Annotated in this window: 16 protein-coding genes; 15 read left to right on the forward strand and 1 reads right to left on the reverse strand. The window is 26.4% G+C overall.

The window, feature by feature from the left end; all coding sequences use genetic code 11:
* Positions 1-180: 180 nt before the first annotated feature.
* The 14 genes from CP523_RS09680 (at position 181) to CP523_RS09745 (ending at position 16,478) form a co-directional block, all read left to right on the forward strand.
* Positions 181-1,533: a glucose-6-phosphate isomerase gene (locus CP523_RS09680; RefSeq protein WP_066676710.1), complete on the forward strand. Its 1,353-nt coding sequence runs from the start codon at positions 181-183 to the stop codon at positions 1,531-1,533.
* A complete protein-coding gene (locus tag CP523_RS09685) occupies positions 1,533-1,976 on the forward strand; it encodes a YaiI/YqxD family protein (RefSeq protein ID WP_120140816.1) in 444 nt (147 codons plus the stop codon). The genes CP523_RS09680 and CP523_RS09685 overlap by 1 nt, the downstream gene beginning before the upstream one ends.
* 155 nt (positions 1,977-2,131) lie before the next feature.
* Complete coding sequence (locus tag CP523_RS09690; RefSeq protein ID WP_066676716.1) at positions 2,132-4,144, forward strand: triple tyrosine motif-containing protein; 2,013 nt, start codon at positions 2,132-2,134, stop codon at positions 4,142-4,144.
* A 54-nt stretch (positions 4,145-4,198) separates the two neighbouring features.
* Positions 4,199-4,945 carry a lytic transglycosylase domain-containing protein gene (locus tag CP523_RS09695; RefSeq protein WP_227909536.1) on the forward strand — a complete coding sequence of 249 codons (747 nt, stop codon included), beginning with the start codon at positions 4,199-4,201 and terminating at the stop codon, positions 4,943-4,945.
* Positions 4,946-5,125: 180 nt separating this feature from the next.
* On the forward strand, positions 5,126-5,842 hold the full coding sequence (locus CP523_RS09700) for a pseudouridine synthase (RefSeq protein ID WP_066676717.1): 717 nt from the start codon (positions 5,126-5,128) through the stop codon (positions 5,840-5,842).
* A 364-nt stretch (positions 5,843-6,206) separates the two neighbouring features.
* Complete coding sequence (locus CP523_RS09705) at positions 6,207-6,794, forward strand: TetR/AcrR family transcriptional regulator (RefSeq protein WP_066676718.1); 588 nt, start codon at positions 6,207-6,209, stop codon at positions 6,792-6,794.
* Positions 6,795-7,046: 252 nt separating this feature from the next.
* Entirely contained in the window at positions 7,047-7,874 is an 828-nt protein-coding gene (locus tag CP523_RS09710) for a hypothetical protein (protein ID WP_066676720.1), read from the forward strand.
* A gap of 317 nt (positions 7,875-8,191) precedes the next feature.
* Positions 8,192-8,563, forward strand: a complete 372-nt coding sequence (locus CP523_RS09715; protein ID WP_066676721.1) for a hypothetical protein — start codon at positions 8,192-8,194, stop codon at positions 8,561-8,563.
* Positions 8,564-8,622: 59 nt separating this feature from the next.
* Entirely contained in the window at positions 8,623-9,672 is a 1,050-nt protein-coding gene (locus CP523_RS09720) for a hypothetical protein (protein ID WP_066676724.1), read from the forward strand.
* A gap of 11 nt (positions 9,673-9,683) precedes the next feature.
* The gene (locus CP523_RS09725; protein WP_120140817.1) at positions 9,684-10,946 is read left to right on the forward strand and encodes an ABC transporter permease; all 1,263 of its coding nucleotides are present in this window, start codon (positions 9,684-9,686) and stop codon (positions 10,944-10,946) included.
* A complete protein-coding gene (locus tag CP523_RS09730) occupies positions 10,946-11,608 on the forward strand; it encodes an ABC transporter ATP-binding protein (protein WP_066676728.1) in 663 nt (220 codons plus the stop codon). The genes CP523_RS09725 and CP523_RS09730 overlap by 1 nt, the downstream gene beginning before the upstream one ends.
* Before the next feature lie 253 nt (positions 11,609-11,861).
* Entirely contained in the window at positions 11,862-14,096 is a 2,235-nt protein-coding gene (gene pcrA / locus CP523_RS09735) for a DNA helicase PcrA (RefSeq protein ID WP_066676733.1), read from the forward strand.
* A 96-nt stretch (positions 14,097-14,192) separates the two neighbouring features.
* Complete coding sequence (gene ligA / locus CP523_RS09740; RefSeq protein ID WP_066676734.1) at positions 14,193-16,184, forward strand: NAD-dependent DNA ligase LigA; 1,992 nt, start codon at positions 14,193-14,195, stop codon at positions 16,182-16,184.
* A gap of 6 nt (positions 16,185-16,190) precedes the next feature.
* Positions 16,191-16,478 carry a hypothetical protein gene (locus CP523_RS09745; RefSeq protein ID WP_066676736.1) on the forward strand — a complete coding sequence of 96 codons (288 nt, stop codon included), beginning with the start codon at positions 16,191-16,193 and terminating at the stop codon, positions 16,476-16,478.
* A 66-nt stretch (positions 16,479-16,544) separates the two neighbouring features.
* Here CP523_RS09745 and CP523_RS09750 read toward each other — a convergent pair whose 3' ends face one another.
* Complete coding sequence (locus CP523_RS09750) at positions 16,545-16,844, reverse strand: hypothetical protein (protein ID WP_066676737.1); 300 nt, start codon at positions 16,842-16,844, stop codon at positions 16,545-16,547.
* Positions 16,845-16,999: 155 nt separating this feature from the next.
* On the opposite strand from CP523_RS09750, the gene CP523_RS09755 reads away from it, so the two are divergent.
* Positions 17,000-18,499: an ABC transporter substrate-binding protein gene (locus tag CP523_RS09755; RefSeq protein ID WP_120140818.1), complete on the forward strand. Its 1,500-nt coding sequence runs from the start codon at positions 17,000-17,002 to the stop codon at positions 18,497-18,499.
* Positions 18,500-18,501: the final 2 nt, after the last annotated feature.

An 18,501-nucleotide genomic window follows, 5' to 3' on the forward strand; every position in this document is an offset into this window, starting at 1 on the left:
TCTAACATAGCAAGGACAACATAGCTACCTAATTAATTTTTAAAATAATGTATATAGGAAAATATAATTGATAAAATAAATAATGAGTATATTAAAATTTTGATAGTAATTTATAAAATATGATATAATGTATTTGTTATATTTGGACAAAAAATTCCAGAAAAATTGGAGGTATTATTTATGAATAAGAGTTTAAGATTAGATTTATCAAAAGTAGAACCATACGTAAAACAACATGAATTAGATTATATGGAAACAATGGTAAATGGTGCACATAAGGTTCTTCATGAAAAGACTGGAGCAGGAAATGATTTTTTAGGTTGGTTAGATTTACCTGTTAATTATGATAAAGATGAATTTGAAAGAATAAAAGCTGCTGCTGAAAGAATTAAAAAGAACTCAGAAGCGTTAATAGTTATAGGAATAGGTGGTTCATATTTAGGACCTAGAGCTGCTATAGAAATGTTAAATAGTAATTTTTATAATGTACTAGGTAACGATAAGAGAAAGGCTCCAAGAGTATTCTTTGTTGGTAATAACATAAGTTCAACATATTTAGCTGAGCTTTTAGAAGCTATAGATGGAATGGATATTAGTGTAAATGTTATTTCAAAGTCAGGAACAACTACTGAGCCAGCTATAGCATTCAGAGTATTCAAAGAATATATGGAAAATAAATATGGTGTTGACGGAGCTAAAGAAAGAATATTTGCAACTACTGATAGAAGTAGAGGAGCATTAAAATCTCTTTCAAATGAAATGGGATATGAAACATTTGTTATTCCAGATGATGTAGGAGGAAGATTTTCAGTATTAACAGCAGTTGGATTATTACCAATAGCTGTTGCAGGAATAAGCATAGATGATATGATGCAAGGAGCGGCTGATGCAAGAGAAGCATATGCTACTTGTGATTTAAAGAATAATGATTGTTATAAATATGCAGCTATGAGAAATGCTCTATATAATAAAGGTAAGAGTGTAGAAATACTAGTTAACTATGAACCAGGTTTACATTACTTTAATGAATGGTGGAAACAATTATACGGAGAATCTGAAGGTAAAGATAATAAAGGAATATTCCCAGCAGCTGTTGATTTCTCAACTGACTTACATTCAATGGGACAATTCATTCAAGAAGGTTCAAGAATAATGTTTGAAACTGTTCTTAATGTAGAAAAGGTTAGAAAAGAAATGACTATAGAGAAAGCAGAAGGAGATTTAGATGGATTAAATTTCTTATCAGGAAAAACTATAGATTTTGTTAATAAACAAGCATTTAATGGAACTTTATTAGCTCATAATGATGGAGGAGTTCCAAATATGGTATTAAATATTCCTGAAATGAGTCCTTATTACTTTGGATATATGGTATACTTCTTTGAAAAAGCTTGTGCTATAAGTGGATATATGTTGGGAGTTAACCCATTTGATCAACCAGGAGTTGAAGCATACAAGAAAAATATGTTTGCTTTACTTGGAAAGCCAGGATATGAGGATTTAAAAGCTGAATTAGAGGCTAAATTAAAATAATGAAAATTATAGTAGATGGAGATGCCTGTCCAGGTATCTCCATTATTCAAAATATAGCAGAAGAATACAAAATAGAACTTTTATTATATTGTGATATTCATCATTTTATAATGCTAGATTACGGAGAAGTAAAAGTAGTTGATACTGGTTTTCAGAGTGTTGATATGTATGTAGTTAACAATTGTAAAAATAAAGATATAGTAATTACGCAAGATTATGGTGTAGCTGCAATATGTTTAGGAAAAAATGCAAAAGTAATAAATCCTAAAGGATATGTTTATAATAACGAAAATATAGATAGGTTATTAGAAGAGAGACATATTTCTCAAAAAATTAGAAGAGCTGGAGGAAGAACTTCTAACCCTAAGAAACGGGTTGTAGAAGATGATATAAGGCTTGAGAAAAATCTTAAAAAATTAATAGAATGTAGTATAAGGAGATAAACTGTAGAAATATAAGCTATGGTTTGCTCCTATTTTTTTATTTCGCCGACAAAATTCAGTTTATATTTTATTATGTAATCTGTATAATAGAAATTAGGAAATATATGAGAATTTTTTTTGTTAGGATTAATATTGATATATAAAGGGTGAAGGTTATGGGAGAAGTATTAATAACGTTTGACAAAGAGAATATTACTGACATAAATGATGAAATAAATATAAAAGCTATAGTAGAAGATAAAGAAACTGGGTTGGAATATAAATTTCTTGAAGGCGTAGATGGATTATGGAATCAAATACAAGATTTCTCAAGAAGCAATATATGTACATGGAGACCCAAGGAGGAAGGGAAATATATAATTATGGTGCAAGTTAAGAAAGAAAAATCAAAAAAATCTTTTGAATTTTTAGGAAAAAGAGAATATGAAGTTAATCCTAAAAAGAATAAATCTTTAATTAAGGGAATTATATTAGATAAAGCTTCATTGATAGTAGGAGAAAAATTAAATATAGAAGTAAAGACAGAAGAGAAATTAGCATTATATAGATTTTGGATAAGTGGACAACAGGGGTGGGAACTATTAAGAGATTATACAACGGAAAATAAATTAACTTATACAGCTTGTAATCCAGGCGAACAAGAAGTTCTTATAGAGTGTAAAATGCCAGATTCAGAAAATAATGTAGATGAATTTGAGACTGTTAAATTTAATATTAATGAAATGGTTAAAGTTGAAGTAGTGGACTTTCAATGTTTAACTGAAAATTTATTAGTTGGAGAAGAAATATTATTTAAAGTAGTTAGTAATTGTGATGAAAATAGAACTTTATTATATAAATTTTTAAGGGTGGATAAAAATGGTAGAGTTAGATGTATTCAAGATTATTCTACAAGAAACATAGTTAGTTTTATTGAAAAGGAACAAGGAGAATATAGATTATTATGTTTAGTAAGAGATATTTTTTCTAATAAAGAATATGATGACAGAGCAATTATTGTATACGATATTAAACCATATAAGGAAATAGTAATAAAAAATTTTTCTAGTGATATTATTGAGCCACAAATTTCAGGGACAAAGATAACATTTAAGGCCATTGTTGATGGTGGAAAGCAAAAGGTCTATAGGTATATTGTTGAAGGTCAGATAGCAGAAGATTCAGGATATATAAGAAGAGATGAGTTCGAATGGCAGACACAAGCAGAAGGTGAATATAAAATAACTTTGCAAGTTAAAGATTTATCTTATGAAGGAGAGTATGAAGATAAGAAAACTATAACTTATAAGATAGAAAAGAAGGCTGATAAACCAGTGAAGATAGTAGATGTAATATCTAACAAAGCAAGAAATTGTGTTATTGGAGAGCCTGTTAACATAAAAGTAAAGGCTGAAGGTGGGACAGCTATAAGATATTCATTTATAGTATTTAAAGATGGAGTAGAAAAGGAAAGGTCAGATTATGGAAGTGCAAATTGGGTCAACTTTACTCCAGAGGAATATGGTGAATATGAAGTTGAAGTTAGAGTCTTAGATAAATATTCCTCTAAAGAGTATGATAGTCACAGTTTTTTATATTTAAAAGTTAGAGAATATATGCCAGCAGAAATAGATTATGTATTACCATCTCCAAAGGAGATTTATTTAGTTGGAGATAATATTGAGTTAGAAACTATAGTGCAGAATACTAAAAGTGTTCTTTTAAGATATGTTACTAAAATAAATGGACATGAAGTTGAAGATACAGGGTATGTAAATACAAAAAGATTGAAAATAAAACCTAAATGTCCAGGAAAATATACTTTTTGTATATATGCTAAAAATGTCAAGTGTAAGGAAGATTATGATTCTAAGAAGGAAGTTTCCCTTTATGTTCATGAAGCAACACCTGTTACTAATACTAAAATAAACATTATTTCAAAGGAGATAAATGTTAATAAAGAAGTGGCTTTTGAGATAAGTAGCAATGGTGGTAAGGAAGTTTGCTATGAAGTTTATATAATGGAAAAAGGAAATTGGGTAAGAGCTCAAGAATATAGTAGGAAAAAATACTATACTTTTATACCATTTTCAGTAGGAAAATATAGATTAATGGTATTAAGTAAAAGTTATTATAGAAATAGTACTTATGAAGATTATGATAGTATAGAATTTGAAGTTAAGTATTAAGTGAATACAAAATAATCCGATAATTATAAAAATATAATGATTGGAGGGGATTAGGTGGATATACCTAAAGTTGAGGATTTACTTAAGATGTCCTTTAATAAAGAAGTTCTAAAAAAAACTATAGGAGATGGTCCTGAATTTGATTTAGTTTATCAAGCTTTATTAGATAATATGAAAGATGAAGCAGCAAGTGAAGGAAATGAAAGTAATTCTTCTCAAGACTATTTAGTTAAATCAACTAACGCAGGAGTTAGATTAGATAAGATTCCAATGAGAATAAAAAGGGAAAATGAAAATATTATAAATAATTTATATAACAAATTAGATAATGAAGTTAGCCTACAAAGTTTAGATAATAAAGTAACTTCACAAGATGTAGACATAAGTAATTTAGATAATGGTGAGAGAATAAATAGGGCAGTAGATAAATATTCACAAGAATTTGGAGTGGACAAGAATTTAATTCTTGCAATAATTAAGCAAGAATCAAATTTTGATCCAAATGTAGAATCAGAAGCTGGTGCTAAAGGGCTTATGCAATTAATGGATTTTAATGTTGAAGAATATGGAGTAACAGATCCTTTTAATATAGAAGAAAATATTAGAGGGGGAGTTAATCATATAAAAGAATACTTGGATATGTTTGATGGTAATATTGAAATGGCATTAATGGCTTATAATGGAGGTCCTGGTAATATGGAAAGAAGAGGAGTAACATCTGTTAACGATATTTATAAAATGCCATTGGAAACTCAAGCATATGTACCTAAGGTTATGAATTATTATAGAAATGGTTTTTAAAGTATTTTTGTAGAAGATAAAAATTTTAATTTTTATCTTCTATTTTTTATAAAAAAGAATAACAAGCAAAATAGCATAAGTTTTATAATTAAATTAAAAGGTTGTGATTTTATAGTATTAATAATAAAATAAAACTTATATGAGAAAGATAATGTTAAATAAATAGGATGAGGTGTTTAAATGGAGAGACTAGATAAGGTTTTATCTAACTTAGGATATGGAACAAGAAAGGAAATTAAGCAAGCGGTAAGAAAAGGATTTATTGAAGTTAACGGAGAAATTGTTAAAGATAATGGTATGCAGATTGATCCTGAGAATGATAAGATATTTGTAAATGGAGAAGAGATATTTTATAGAAAATACATATATTTAATGATGAATAAACCTGCTGGAGTAATTTCAGCAACTCATGATGGAAGAGATGAAACAGTTGTAGATTTATTGGAGATAGAACATCAAGTATTTAATCCATTTCCAGTAGGTAGATTAGATAAGGATACTGTGGGATTATTATTATTAACTAATGATGGAGAGTTAAACCATAGGTTAATTTCACCTAAATGGAAAGTTGATAAAGTATATTTTGCAAAGATAGATAAGAAAGTTACAGAAGAAGATATACATAAATTTAACAAAGGAATAACTTTAGATGATGGATATGTATGTAAAGAAGCTAAACTTGAAATATTAAATTCTTCAGAAGATGGATCAGAAATTTTAGTAACTATACAAGAAGGAAAGTATCATCAAGTTAAAAGAATGTTTGAAGCTGTTGGTAAATCAGTAGTATATTTAAAGAGGATAGAATTTGGAACATTACCATTAGATGAAGATTTAGAGGAAGGCGAATATAGGGAATTGACCCATGAGGAATTAAGTGTTTTAAAAGGATTCTAGCGAATGATATAATAAAATGAATGAAAAACATTCATAAATATGGTAATTTATAATAAAATTTCCCAAAAAAACTTGCATTTTTTGAAGAAATATACTATAATAATTTGTGCAAGGATAAATAAAAGGAATAAATAGCCCCCTTTTTATTTATTGCTTATTGCTAAAGCGCAACCTAGCCCCAAGGGTTGCGTTTTTTGTTATATATAAATATAATTATGTACACAGAAAACAATTTCAAAGACTATAAATATTTAATTAAGTTATATGAATAAAATTAGATATGTGAAAGGAAAAAATTTATTTAATTAAAATATGAATTAAATATTTCATGTTTGGATTAATTTTATTATGAGGTGTATAAGTTATGAATGAAACTAAGGAATTAATACTTAAAAATACAATAGAATTAATTTCTAAAAAGGGAGATGCTACTATTAGAGAAATAGCAGAAAAAGCTAAGGTAAATGTTGCATCTATAAATTATCATTTTGGGAATAAGAATAATTTATTAAAAGAAGTAGAGAGCTATTTTAGTGAGACTTTATATAGAGTTCAAAATAATGTGTTAGAAAATCCTAATTTAGATGCTGAAGAAAAAATTATACAATGGGCTTTGGAGTTAATGGAATTTATGTTTAAGTATCCAAGTATAGTTTCTTTAATATCAAAATTAGTAAATGAAGAAAATGCATATAGTCCAGCTATACTAGATAAAGTATATATGAATAGTGAGATAATAGAGAAATTAAGCATGTTAATTGCTATAGTAACTAACATAAGTGATGAAAAAATTATACAGTTTAAATATCTTCAAATATTTTCAGGAATATTAGGGCCGGTTTTAAATGAGCTTTTGTTTACAATATATAGAAAAGAAAATTCTTTAAGTATGAGAAATGAAAATATTAGAGAAGAATATATAAGATATTTGGTTAGAACAAATTTAAAATAACAAATTGTTTTAAAATTAAATTTAATTTTAATTATAATTTAAATTAAAATAATGGGTTTTATTGTGGTGCTTTTATAAAAAAGTATTATTACAAAGATATTTTAGATGATTTTTTAATAAAAGAAAATTTATATTATTAAAATAATAAAAACTTTCCATAATAATAAATTAATGTTAAAACTATTAAATTGACTAGGAATATACAGAGGGTATAATCTGAAATGTAATAAAAATTTATGGGGGGAAGTTTTAATGCAAAGTATACCAATATGGCAATATTTACTTTCGATGTTTATATATACAACTTTTTTGTATATAATGGTTGAATTAGCCAGGAAATATTTGAGAATTACTACTATAGTAGGAATATTAATTTTATTTACATTTCCATTATGGCTAAAAACCTTTGGAAATGATTGGTTTAGGTTGGGAAAAGTTTTAATAGTACTTATACCAACATGTTTTGTTAATATTTTAAGAATAAATAATAAATATAAAAATAAAGGATTAAAATTCTTAAAACAAAATTGGGTATTATGGTTTTTATATGTAGTACTTTTTTGTAATATATTAGAAGCATCTATTAAAGACTTAACTTTAGGGAATTATTATAATTTTATTGCTGGGATTTTATGTTGTATAACAATACCTATACCAACTAAGAATTGGAGATTTGGAGCTAAGGAAGGTTTTGGAGAGCTTATATGTGATCTACCTTTAATGTGGTGTTTGCTTTATACAACTTGGAATATGGGATTTGTATATGCTGAAAATACAGGTTTTTTTGCTAGTTCGTTATGCATATTAGTAGTTCCGGAAATATATTCAATAATAAGAAAGAGATCAGATTTGTGGCTACATGCAAGAGTATATACATTAGCCATTCATATGTTTATAAGAGCTACATTTGGAGATATTTTTAATCCAATTATGGGGTCAATATCTTGGAGAAACGAATATATTATTCCTTGGATAGGGATATTTAATATGATTTTTGCTATATTATACACCTTATGGTGGTTTAAAAAATTAAGTTTAGATAAAAAAGAAAAGAAAAGTTATTTTATTACTGTAAAATAGATAATTAGAATTTGGATAAGCCGTAACATTAATTTAGTGTTACAGCTTATTTTTTATTCTTTTAAATTATAGCAATAAAAATCGCTAGTGAATTGACGATGTTAATAGGAAGAGTGGAATTAATTTTAAAATTAAAGTTATTTTAAAAACTAGATAGTATATAATTAAGTAAATTAATTTAACTTTTATTAAATTTTTCTCAAAATAATTAATAAAATAGCAAAGTTTTTTGAAAATGCAAAAAAAAGACAAAAAAAGACAAAAATATATAGTATAATTTTAAATGAATTTAATAAATTATAGAAAATAGGGTTTTTATGAAACTTAAGAAAATGATTTTTACAGGAGCATTAGTATTATCTATATCTGTACCTGGGATAGCAACATTTGCACAAACTGCAAGTGATTCTGGACATTGGTTAGATAATAATACTAAGATTTCAGCAAGTTTAAGTGGGGAAGATGGTGTAGCAACAGCAATTACTACAAAAATAATTGCTAGATCCGGCGATTCTATGGAAGCAGGATTACAATATTATGATGGAAATAACGAATATTTCTATTTAGGGGGAAATTATAGTAGCTATAGAGCTAGTTATACTGGTGGAAATAGACATGCTAGAGGATTTGATTCAATACATACATCTACTAAGACTGAATCGATGTATGCATTGCATATAACAATATAATATTAAGAAAATATTAGGACTAATTATATAATAATTAGTCCTTTAATAAGGAGATTTTTATGAAGGATTTTAAGGAGTTAATTTCAACACCTATAACAAGTACTTTTTTACTTATGGGGATAATAATTTCTTTGTATTCTATACAAATTGTTTTACAATTCGTATTTTCTGATTTTAAATATTATGATGGTGTAAGAAATTTTTATAATAAAAATATTTCTTTATCTTATGAAAATGTAACGGAAGTTTATGAAAAATTAAAATCTTTAGAAGAAAATTTTATTACAGATCCGATAAAAGTACCGCAAAGTCATGGAAATGGAACTAGATTAATTGATGTTTTTGGTGTTAACGAATATGAAAAATTAAATAATATATTTAATTTTAAAGATATAGAATATGAAAATGACAAAGATAAAATTATTGCAGGGTATGGAATAAAAGATCTTACATATAAAGTTAGTGACAATTATTTCATAGATATAAAAGGAGTTTCATATAAAATTGATAATTTTATAAATTCGAAAGGTACAAAATGGAATAACATAATTATAATTCCATTTAATAAAATAGATAAGAAATTGTATGAGTTAAATTCAAATAAAATTATAAATTTATATAAAGATAATAATGTTAATTTTAAAATAGAAGATATTAAAAAAAAGCATAAAGAAGTATGTTTAATTAATTATAACGAGAATATAAAATTGACGTTAAGTACCATGTGGAAATATAGTAGAAGTAAGATTTTAAGTTTATCTATAGGAATACTATTGGGAATTTTAAATTGTATAATTTCATCAATGTTTTGGAAAAAGGATATTACTAGAAATCTATCAATAAAGAGAATATTAGGAGCAAGAGTAAGGGACCTTGTAGTTGATATTGGTTATAAAATAATAATAGTAAATATCCTTTCTTTTATTATAGTAACACCTTTAGTTTTAATATCACTTAATATTATAGAGGTTGCAATAGCAGTTAGTATAAATTATAGTATTTTAGCATCAATATATTCTTTAATGCTAAATTTGGTAATTTCAGTATTTATAGCATTATTAGCAGTAGTAAAGATGCAAGATTTTGAAATTCTTAATTATGTTAGGTAGGTATTAGAATCATGAAAAATAAATCAATTACGAAATTATTTATTAATAAAAACTTTTTTGTAAATTTATTTATAATTTTAGAGTTAAGTTTATTAATATTATTTATATATACTATACAAACTGAAATTAGAGTTAAAAAGTATGTTGATAATTTAGATAATTATTATTGGAACTCTGGAAATTCATATTCTATATATTTAAATCCAGAAGAATTTCATAATAATTCAGGGGATTTAGGTTTAAAAATAAATGATTTTTATAATAAGTTAAAATCTTCAAATAAAATAGAAGATATAGGATTGATATATACATCCAATGGTGATACATCAAAGTTATCTAAAGAATGTAGAGATTATATTTATATTCCGTATTCAAAATTAGGTGAAATATTACATAATCAATTTGATAATGATACAGGATTAATGCCAATAAGATTTGTTAATTATGATTATATAAAGGGAATGAATATTAATGTAGAAACTGGAAGCATTTTTACTAAAGAGGAGCAAAAGGAAAGCACTAATTACACTATTTTGGGACATAAATTTAGGAAGTTTTTTAATTTAAATGAAAAAATACAAGTAGATAATTATGATATGATTGTTAAAGGAATAGGTAAACAGGATATTCCTTTCTTTTTCGATAAGGATTACGCGGAGGCATATCCATTTTTAGATAATTCTATGATAATTTTAATAAATAGCGATATGATGAATAATTTAAACTTTATTAGAGAGGCGTTTTTAAAAGGTGGGTTAAATATTAAATTTAAAGATGACAAAGTAGATGGAAATAAAGAATATGTTAGAAAGCTTGCAATAGAAAGCGGGCTTGATATTGGTATGAGAAATAATTTTATTATGTATGAAGATGCAACTAAAGTTATAAAATCTGAAATAAAATTTTCATTTATCAGAACTATAATTTTTTTATTTTCCTCATTAATAGCAATTTCAACTATAAATATATATACAATATATGATTTTAAAAAAGAATTTGGAATAATGATAAGTTTAGGAGCGAAAAAAATAGATATTTTTAAAATTGTATTTATAAAAAATACAATTATAACCATCCTAGCTTTTACTTTAGGGACAATATTAAGTTATAAAATAAAATTAGCAGGAAATGGTTGGTATGCGGTAGATATTAAGATTATTAATATACTAATTAGTTTTTTTATATTGATAATTATAATGAGTTTATCTATGTTAATGCCTATTTATAAAATATTAAAAATTGAATCTAGAGAGTTAATAGGGGGAGAACGATAGTGGATTTTATAAAATTAGTTAATATATCCAAAGTTTATGAGAATGATTTTACAGCATTAAATAATATTAATTTAACTATAAATAAGGGAGAGTTTATAGCTTTAATGGGGCCATCTGGTTCAGGAAAGAGTACTTTATTAAATATAATAGGTTGTTTAGATTCTTCTACTACAGGTACATATATATTAGATGGAAATGATTGCACAAATAAAAAATTTAACAAGTTATGTGATGTAAGAAATAAGAAGATAGCTTTTATATTTCAAAATTTTGCTCTTATAAAAGAATTAAATGTTATAGAAAATATATTATTACCTCTTGAATATAGAAATAATTATGATAAAAAAGAAGTCTTAGAAAAATTAGAAAAATATTTAATTAAATTAGGATTAGATGAAATTAAATATAAGAAGGTAAAAAAATTATCAGGTGGTCAACAGCAAAGAGTTGCTATAGCAAGAGCATTAATGCAAGGGAGCGACTTAATATTAGCAGATGAGCCTACAGGATCTTTAGATGAGGAAAATGGAAAAATAATAATGAAAATATTAAATAGTTTGAATGAAGATGAAAAGAAAACAATAATCGTAGTAACACATAATTTAGAGGTGGCAAAATATTGTAATAAAATTATTACGTTAAGAGATGGAATGATTTTGTAAAAATAATATAATACTTATATAAAAATCTTTGGTAGTAATAGTTTACTCTAAGGATTTTTGTTTTTGTGTGGAATGTTAGATTGAAAAATTAGGAATAAATATAAATAAAAGATAGCACAATATTAAGATTAAATTAGAATAAGAAAGTGAGAATAAGCAAGTTAACTCTTTTATTATTTTGAGGACTTTTAGGCAACAATATATAAAGTATATATGTTATAATATGTTAGTAATAGGAAAGGGGTCTGTGAATATGGATTTAAAATCATTACTAAATAAAGAGCAATATGAAGGTGCCACTACTATAGAAGGGCAAGTTTTAATATTAGCTGGAGCCGGTTCGGGAAAAACAAGGGTTTTAACGCATAGAATGGCACATATGATAGAAGACTTAGGAATTTTACCGTATAAAATTCTAGCAATTACATTTACAAATAAAGCTGCAAAAGAAATGAGAGATAGGGTTAAATCCTTAATTGGCCAAAGGGCTGAAGATATGTGGATATCAACTTTTCATTCAACTTGCGTAAGAATATTAAGAAGAGAAATAGAGAAATTAGGGTATAAAAAAAGTTTTACAATATATGATACTTCAGATCAAAAAACTCTTATTAGAGAATGTATGAAGTCGCTAAATATAAATGATAAAGATATAACAGACTTAGAAATAATGAGCAAAATAAGTAAAGCCAAGGATAGAATGCAAAGTCCTGAGAGCTTTATGAGAGATAGTGAAACAAATTTTAGAGAAAAGAAAATAGCTGAAGTTTATGATATGTATCAAAGAAGGCTTAAAGAAAATAATGCCTTAGATTTTGATGATTTAATTTCCAAGACAGTTGAGTTATTTAAAAAAGATAAAGAGGTATTAGAGTTCTATCAAAGAAAATTTCAATATATTATGGTGGATGAGTATCAAGATACTAATGCTGTTCAATATGAATTTATAAGATTACTTGCTGATAAATATAAAAATATATGTGTCGTAGGAGATGATGATCAATGTATTTATCAATGGAGGGGTGCGGACATAACTAACATATTAGATTTTGAGAAAGATTATCCTAATGCTAAAGTGATAAAGCTTGAACAAAATTATCGTTCAAAAGGTAATATTTTAGATGCTGCAAATGTGGTTATAGTAAATAATTCTAATAGAAAAGAAAAGTCACTTAGAACAGAACAAGAGCCTGGAAATAAGATTAAAGTTTATAGAGCATATTCAGATTCTGATGAAGGTGATTTTGTAGCTACTCAAATAAATAGAATAAAAAGAGAAGAGGAAAAGAGTTTTAAGGATTTTGCTATACTTTACAGAACTAATGCACAATCACGTATATTTGAAGAAAGTTTGAGAAGAAAAGCTATACCTTATAAAATATTAGGAGGAACTAGGTTCTACGATAGAAAAGAAATTAAAGATATGATTTGCTATTTAAAAACTTTAGTTAATCCATCAGACGGTGTAAGTTTAAGAAGAATAATAAATGTTCCAAAGAGAGGAATAGGGGATGCTACTATTAATAAAGTAGTGGATTTTGCAGAGGATTATGAACTTCAATTATGGGATGCATTATCAGAAGTAAGAAGTATTCCAACATTGACTCCTAGGAATTGTGCTGGAATAGAAACATTTATGGAAATGATGAATAATTTTATGGACTTAAGTGAAACTGTACCAGTTTCTGTACTTATAGAGACTATATTAAAAGAAACTGGATATATTTCAGAATTAGAAAAGTCAAAGGATATAGAAGATAAAAGTAGAATAGAAAACTTAAAAGAATTAGTGTCAGATGCTGTAGATTTTGAAAAGTCTAGTGATGACAAAAGTTTAATGGCTTATTTAGAAAAAGTATCATTAGTTCAAGATACGGATAAATTAGAAGAAGAGGATGATACAATAGTATTAATGACAGTTCATAGTGCTAAGGGACTAGAGTTTCCAGTAGTATTTATGGTTGGGATGGAAAATGGTATATTCCCAGGGAATGCATCCTTTGAAAAAGAATCTGAAATGGAAGAGTCAAGAAGACTTTGTTATGTTGGTATAACAAGAGCAAAAGAAAGTTTATTTATGACATCAGCAGAAGTTAGAAGGCAGTTTGGAAGAACTGTAGCATATCCTCAATCAGATTTTATTGCTGAAATAAAATCTGATTTAAAAGAATATGTAACAGGTGAAAACGGATCTGTAGCATCAAGAAATAAGATGTTCCAAAGAAATATAATGTATAATAATCCCCATAGTTTAAGAGGTAATATTCCTTCAAATAAAGGATTATCATCAGGAATTCAAAATTCAATTAATATGAGCAATTTACAAGCAGAAGCAACAGCTGGTAGGAAAGTAAGACATGAAAAGTTTGGAGTTGGAACAATAGTGTCAGTAGCTAATTCAGGATCTGATAAAAAATTAACTATAGCCTTTGACAACCAAGGGATAAAGATATTATTATTATCATTAGCTAAATTAGAATTACTTTAAAGTTAAATATATTAAGAAGGGTTAAAATCCTTCAAGATGGAGGAGTTAATTATTAATTCCTCCATTTGTCCATATTATAAAAAGAAAGGTGAGTTTATGGATAAGAAACAACGTATAAATGAACTTGTAGAAGAGTTAAATAAATATGCATATGAATATTATTCTTTGGATAATCCGTCTGTATCAGATAAAGAATATGATTCTAAATATGATGAACTAACAAAGTTAGAAAAAGAAATAGGATATGTATTGCCATATTCTCCTACATTAAGGATTGGAGATAGAGTTTTAGAAGGGTTTAACAAATATACTCACAAAGGTAGACTCTGGAGTTTAGATAAGGCTCAAAGTTTTGAAGAAGTTAAAGAGTGGCATAATAGAAATGTAAAATTTGTTAATGAAATGAATGCTAATGGAGAAGATCTTCCACCATTAAGATATGTTCTTACAAAGAAATTTGATGGATTAACAGTAAATCTTACGTATGATGAAAATGGTATATTAGTTGTAGCTGCCACAAGAGGAAATGGTGAAATAGGAGAAGAGGTTACGGCACAAGTACAAACAATAAAATCAATACCTTTAAAAATAGATTGTAGTGATGTATTTGAAATTCATGGTGAAGCTATAATGACAGCAGAAGCTTTTGAAAAGTATAATAAAACAACTGAGAATCCTCTTAAAAATTTAAGAAATGGTGCAGCAGGTGCATTAAGAAATTTAAATGTTAAAGAAACTGCTAAGAGAAATCTTTCAGCTTTTTTCTATGATATAGGATATAAAGAAGGTGCTGAATTTAAAAATTATGAAGAAATGCTTGAATTTATAAAATCTAAGGGATTCCCTATGGATGATTATATTAAGTACTGCAATACTATGGATGAAGTAGAAAAAGAAATAGAGTATATAAAAGATATAAGATTTGATTTAAATTATGATATTGATGGAGTAGTAATAGCTATAGATGACATAAGAACTAGAGAATTACTTGGATATACTATTAAGTTTCCCAAATGGGCAATTGCTTTTAAATTTGAGGCACAAGAAGCTACAACAAAACTTCTAGATGTGGAATGGAATGTTGGAAGAAGTGGTAGAGTTGGACCAACTGCAATATTAGAGCCTGTCGAATTAGCGGGAGTTACAGTTAAAAGAGCTACACTAAATAACTTGGATGATATAAGAAGAAAAGGTGTAAGAATTGGTGCCGATGTATTTGTTAGAAGATCTAATGATGTTATTCCAGAAATAATGGGAGTAGTAGAAGAAAGTTTAAATGGAACAGAAGAGATAAATGTTCCAAAAGTTTGTCCAGCTTGTGGAGGGCATATAGTTCAGCAGGGAGCACATTATTTCTGTGAGAATACTTTGTCATGTAAGCCACAAATGGTTAAAAGTATAGTACATTTTGCTTCAAGAGATGCCATGAATATAGAAGGTTTTTCCGAAAAGACAGCAGAGCAATTATTTGAAAAATTAGATATAAAGTCAATATCAGAATTATATAAGTTAGAAAAAGAATCTCTTATACAATTAGAAAAATTTGGACCTAAGAAAGCACAAAATCTTTTAGATGCAGTTGAAAAAAGTAAGAATTGCGAACTTTATAGATTTATATACGCACTAGGAATACCGAATGTAGGAGTAAAAACTGCTAAAGATTTAGTAAATAAGTTTAAGTCTATAGAAGGATTGAAAAATGCTAAATTTGAAGAATTAGTAGAAGTTCAAGATGTAGGAGATATAGTTGCTAGATGTGTTCTTGAGTTTTTTAAAGAAGAAAAAGTATTGGCTACAATTAATGAATTATTTGAATTAGGAGTTAATCCTTTATTTGAAGAAAAAGAAATAATAGAAAGTCCTTTTCAAGGAAAGACAGTAGTTGTAACAGGAACATTAAAAAATTATTCAAGAACTTCTATAAAAGAGAAATTAGAAGGTTTTGGTGCTAAAGTTTCAGGTAGTGTGAGTAAAAAGACAGACTATGTAATAGCAGGAGAAGAGGCAGGATCAAAACTTACAAAGGCACAAGATTTAGGTGTTAAAGTTCTATCAGAGAATGAATTCGAAGATATGATAAAGGGGTAATATAAAATGAGAAGACTAAGATTAAAGGATATATTTACATTTATATGTACATTAGCTGTAATAATAACAAGTATTATAATTATATGTACATTTTTAACAATATATCAATTTTACATTGTTGGACAGATGTTTAATTCTTATTTTTTATTACAATTAGCAACAGCCATAACAATGGTATTATGGTCAATTAGATTTTTCATATATAGAAAAGGTAAAGAACGATATATTTATTCAGGAGCATTTATGCTAATAGCAATTATATTTATGTTCTTTATTGTTAATTTAGTTAAGTAATTTAGAAAACCACTATTATAGAAATTAAATTTCATAATAGTGGTTTCTTATTATAAGAGTACGTTTTTAAAAAGAAATGATGTTATCTTTATTATCATCATCTTTAAATAATTCTTCTTCATTTATTATTTCATCTATATCAAAGGAATCTTTAGAATTATCATTATTAGAATTTTTATATTTGCTGTAAGTTAAATGATTTATAGATTGATAGATTTTATCTAATAAGAAGTTTTGAATTCTTTGGTTTTTATGCATTTTGTTGAATATTATAAATCCCCATATACTTATAATAGTAAGAGCTATCATAAATAATATTGCAACAGAGTAAAATATTATTTGAAAAATTTGAACAGCTAATATCATTTAAAGACCTCCATATAAAATATAAATATATTATACCACACTAAAAATAATTTTACCTAAATACAAAAAAGTATTTACAAAATTTATATATAATGATTACTTATAGATATATTTGGATAGAATTAGAGTTATAATTATCAAAAGGAGAGACCTAAATGAAAAAGATAATAATAACAATAATATCAAGTGTATTACTAATAGTATTTTTGTTAGGTTTTGTAGATAGAGTTAAAGAAGCTCCTGTAGAAAGTAAGGCTGTATTCACATATTCAATATCTGCAATTCCGCAAGATTTAAAAGTTATAGGTAAATTAGATAAAAGAGAACAAGATATTATATGTGCAACAAGTAGAGGTCTAGTTGATTTAGGTAAAGATGGTAATATTTTGCCGTCGTTAGCAGAAAGTGTAGAAGTACATGATGATGGTCTAGAATATGATTTTAAAATAAGAAATGATATTTATTGGAGTGATGGAAGTAAAATTACTCCTAAAGATATAGCCAGTTTTTTTAGAGAAATATTAACGGAAGAAGAGGAAGCAAGTATAGAAACTATATTAAATGTATATGGTGCTAGAGAATTTAGAAGTGGTATTGGATCATTCAATAATAATGTTGGAATTAGAGCTACTGATACTAATTTAATAGTAAGATTGAACTCTAAAAATGAAAACTTTGTAAGGGAATTGAGTCAGCCACAATATAAGTTAAGAAAGAATGTATTGTTATGGCAAGATATAAACAATAATTATAAAAATCTTATATACTCAGGAGATTACAGTATTTCATCAATGGGAATAAGTGAAATTGTATTAAAAAGAAATACTAATATAGACGCTAAACTAGTTGAAACTATTCATATAGTACAAGATGAAGGTGAAGAGCTAGCTATGGCTGCATTTGAAGTTGGTAATAGAGATATAGTAATAAATCCACCTAAAACGCAATTAGATAGATTGAAAAAGGAAAATAAGTTAATAACATTAGAATCAAATAGAGGTATATACTTAGCTTTTAATCCCAATGCTGAAAGTATTCCAACGGAAGGAAAAAAAGAAATTTATAGACTTATAAATAAAGCAGTAGGTGAATATCAGATGTCTAATACATCGTTTGTAGAATTAGCTGAAGGTAGTTATTTTAGAAATGATAAGGATGATTTAGCAAAATTACAGTCTAGGAAGGTTATGAGTAATGAGGTAAATGAATGGAAACCTTCAAAGGAAATTGCTTTAATAGCAGAAGGAAGTACTGAAAATAAGAATTTTTGTGAGTTTTTAGTTAAATGGTTTAAGAAAAATACAGAGATGATTTTAACATATACTTTGATAGATAAAGAAGAAATGAAAAATGTTCATGAAGAAACATACTATAATATTGCATTAATACAATGTGAGGGTTCTTTAATTGGAGAAAATTCATTGTTTAACGCAATGATAAATTTTTTGCCTAATAATTATAAAGATGAATTAAAAAATATAAAAAATCAAGATGAGAGGAAGGGTAAGTTTTTAAGTATAGAAGACAGTCTGTTTAATACATATCAGTTGTTACCTATATTATTTTACAATGACAACATAGCTGTAAGTAATAAAATTAAGAATATAGTATTAGATGGAAACGGGAATATAAACTTTAATAAGTTACAGAAATAAAA

This window comes from Clostridium septicum (genome assembly GCF_003606265.1).
Lineage (GTDB): Bacteria > Bacillota > Clostridia > Clostridiales > Clostridiaceae > Clostridium > Clostridium septicum.

What these genes read in the sequence shown, in the direction of transcription:
- CP523_RS09685 (WP_120140816.1), top strand. Translation starts at nt 1,533, where the DNA reads ATGAAAATTATAGTAGATGGAGATGCCTGTCCAGGTATCTCCATTATT.
- CP523_RS09725 (WP_120140817.1), top strand. Translation starts at nt 9,684, where the DNA reads ATGAAAAATAAATCAATTACGAAATTATTTATTAATAAAAACTTTTTT.
- CP523_RS09715 (WP_066676721.1), top strand. Translation starts at nt 8,192, where the DNA reads ATGAAACTTAAGAAAATGATTTTTACAGGAGCATTAGTATTATCTATA.
- CP523_RS09745 (WP_066676736.1), top strand. Translation starts at nt 16,191, where the DNA reads ATGAGAAGACTAAGATTAAAGGATATATTTACATTTATATGTACATTA.
- CP523_RS09690 (WP_066676716.1), top strand. Translation starts at nt 2,132, where the DNA reads ATGGGAGAAGTATTAATAACGTTTGACAAAGAGAATATTACTGACATA.
- CP523_RS09750 (WP_066676737.1), bottom strand. Translation starts at nt 16,844, where the DNA reads ATGATATTAGCTGTTCAAATTTTTCAAATAATATTTTACTCTGTTGCA.
- CP523_RS09755 (WP_120140818.1), top strand. Translation starts at nt 17,000, where the DNA reads ATGAAAAAGATAATAATAACAATAATATCAAGTGTATTACTAATAGTA.
- ligA (WP_066676734.1), top strand. Translation starts at nt 14,193, where the DNA reads ATGGATAAGAAACAACGTATAAATGAACTTGTAGAAGAGTTAAATAAA.
- pcrA (WP_066676733.1), top strand. Translation starts at nt 11,862, where the DNA reads ATGGATTTAAAATCATTACTAAATAAAGAGCAATATGAAGGTGCCACT.
- CP523_RS09720 (WP_066676724.1), top strand. Translation starts at nt 8,623, where the DNA reads ATGAAGGATTTTAAGGAGTTAATTTCAACACCTATAACAAGTACTTTT.
- CP523_RS09710 (WP_066676720.1), top strand. Translation starts at nt 7,047, where the DNA reads ATGCAAAGTATACCAATATGGCAATATTTACTTTCGATGTTTATATAT.
- CP523_RS09705 (WP_066676718.1), top strand. Translation starts at nt 6,207, where the DNA reads ATGAATGAAACTAAGGAATTAATACTTAAAAATACAATAGAATTAATT.
- CP523_RS09680 (WP_066676710.1), top strand. Translation starts at nt 181, where the DNA reads ATGAATAAGAGTTTAAGATTAGATTTATCAAAAGTAGAACCATACGTA.
- CP523_RS09700 (WP_066676717.1), top strand. Translation starts at nt 5,126, where the DNA reads ATGGAGAGACTAGATAAGGTTTTATCTAACTTAGGATATGGAACAAGA.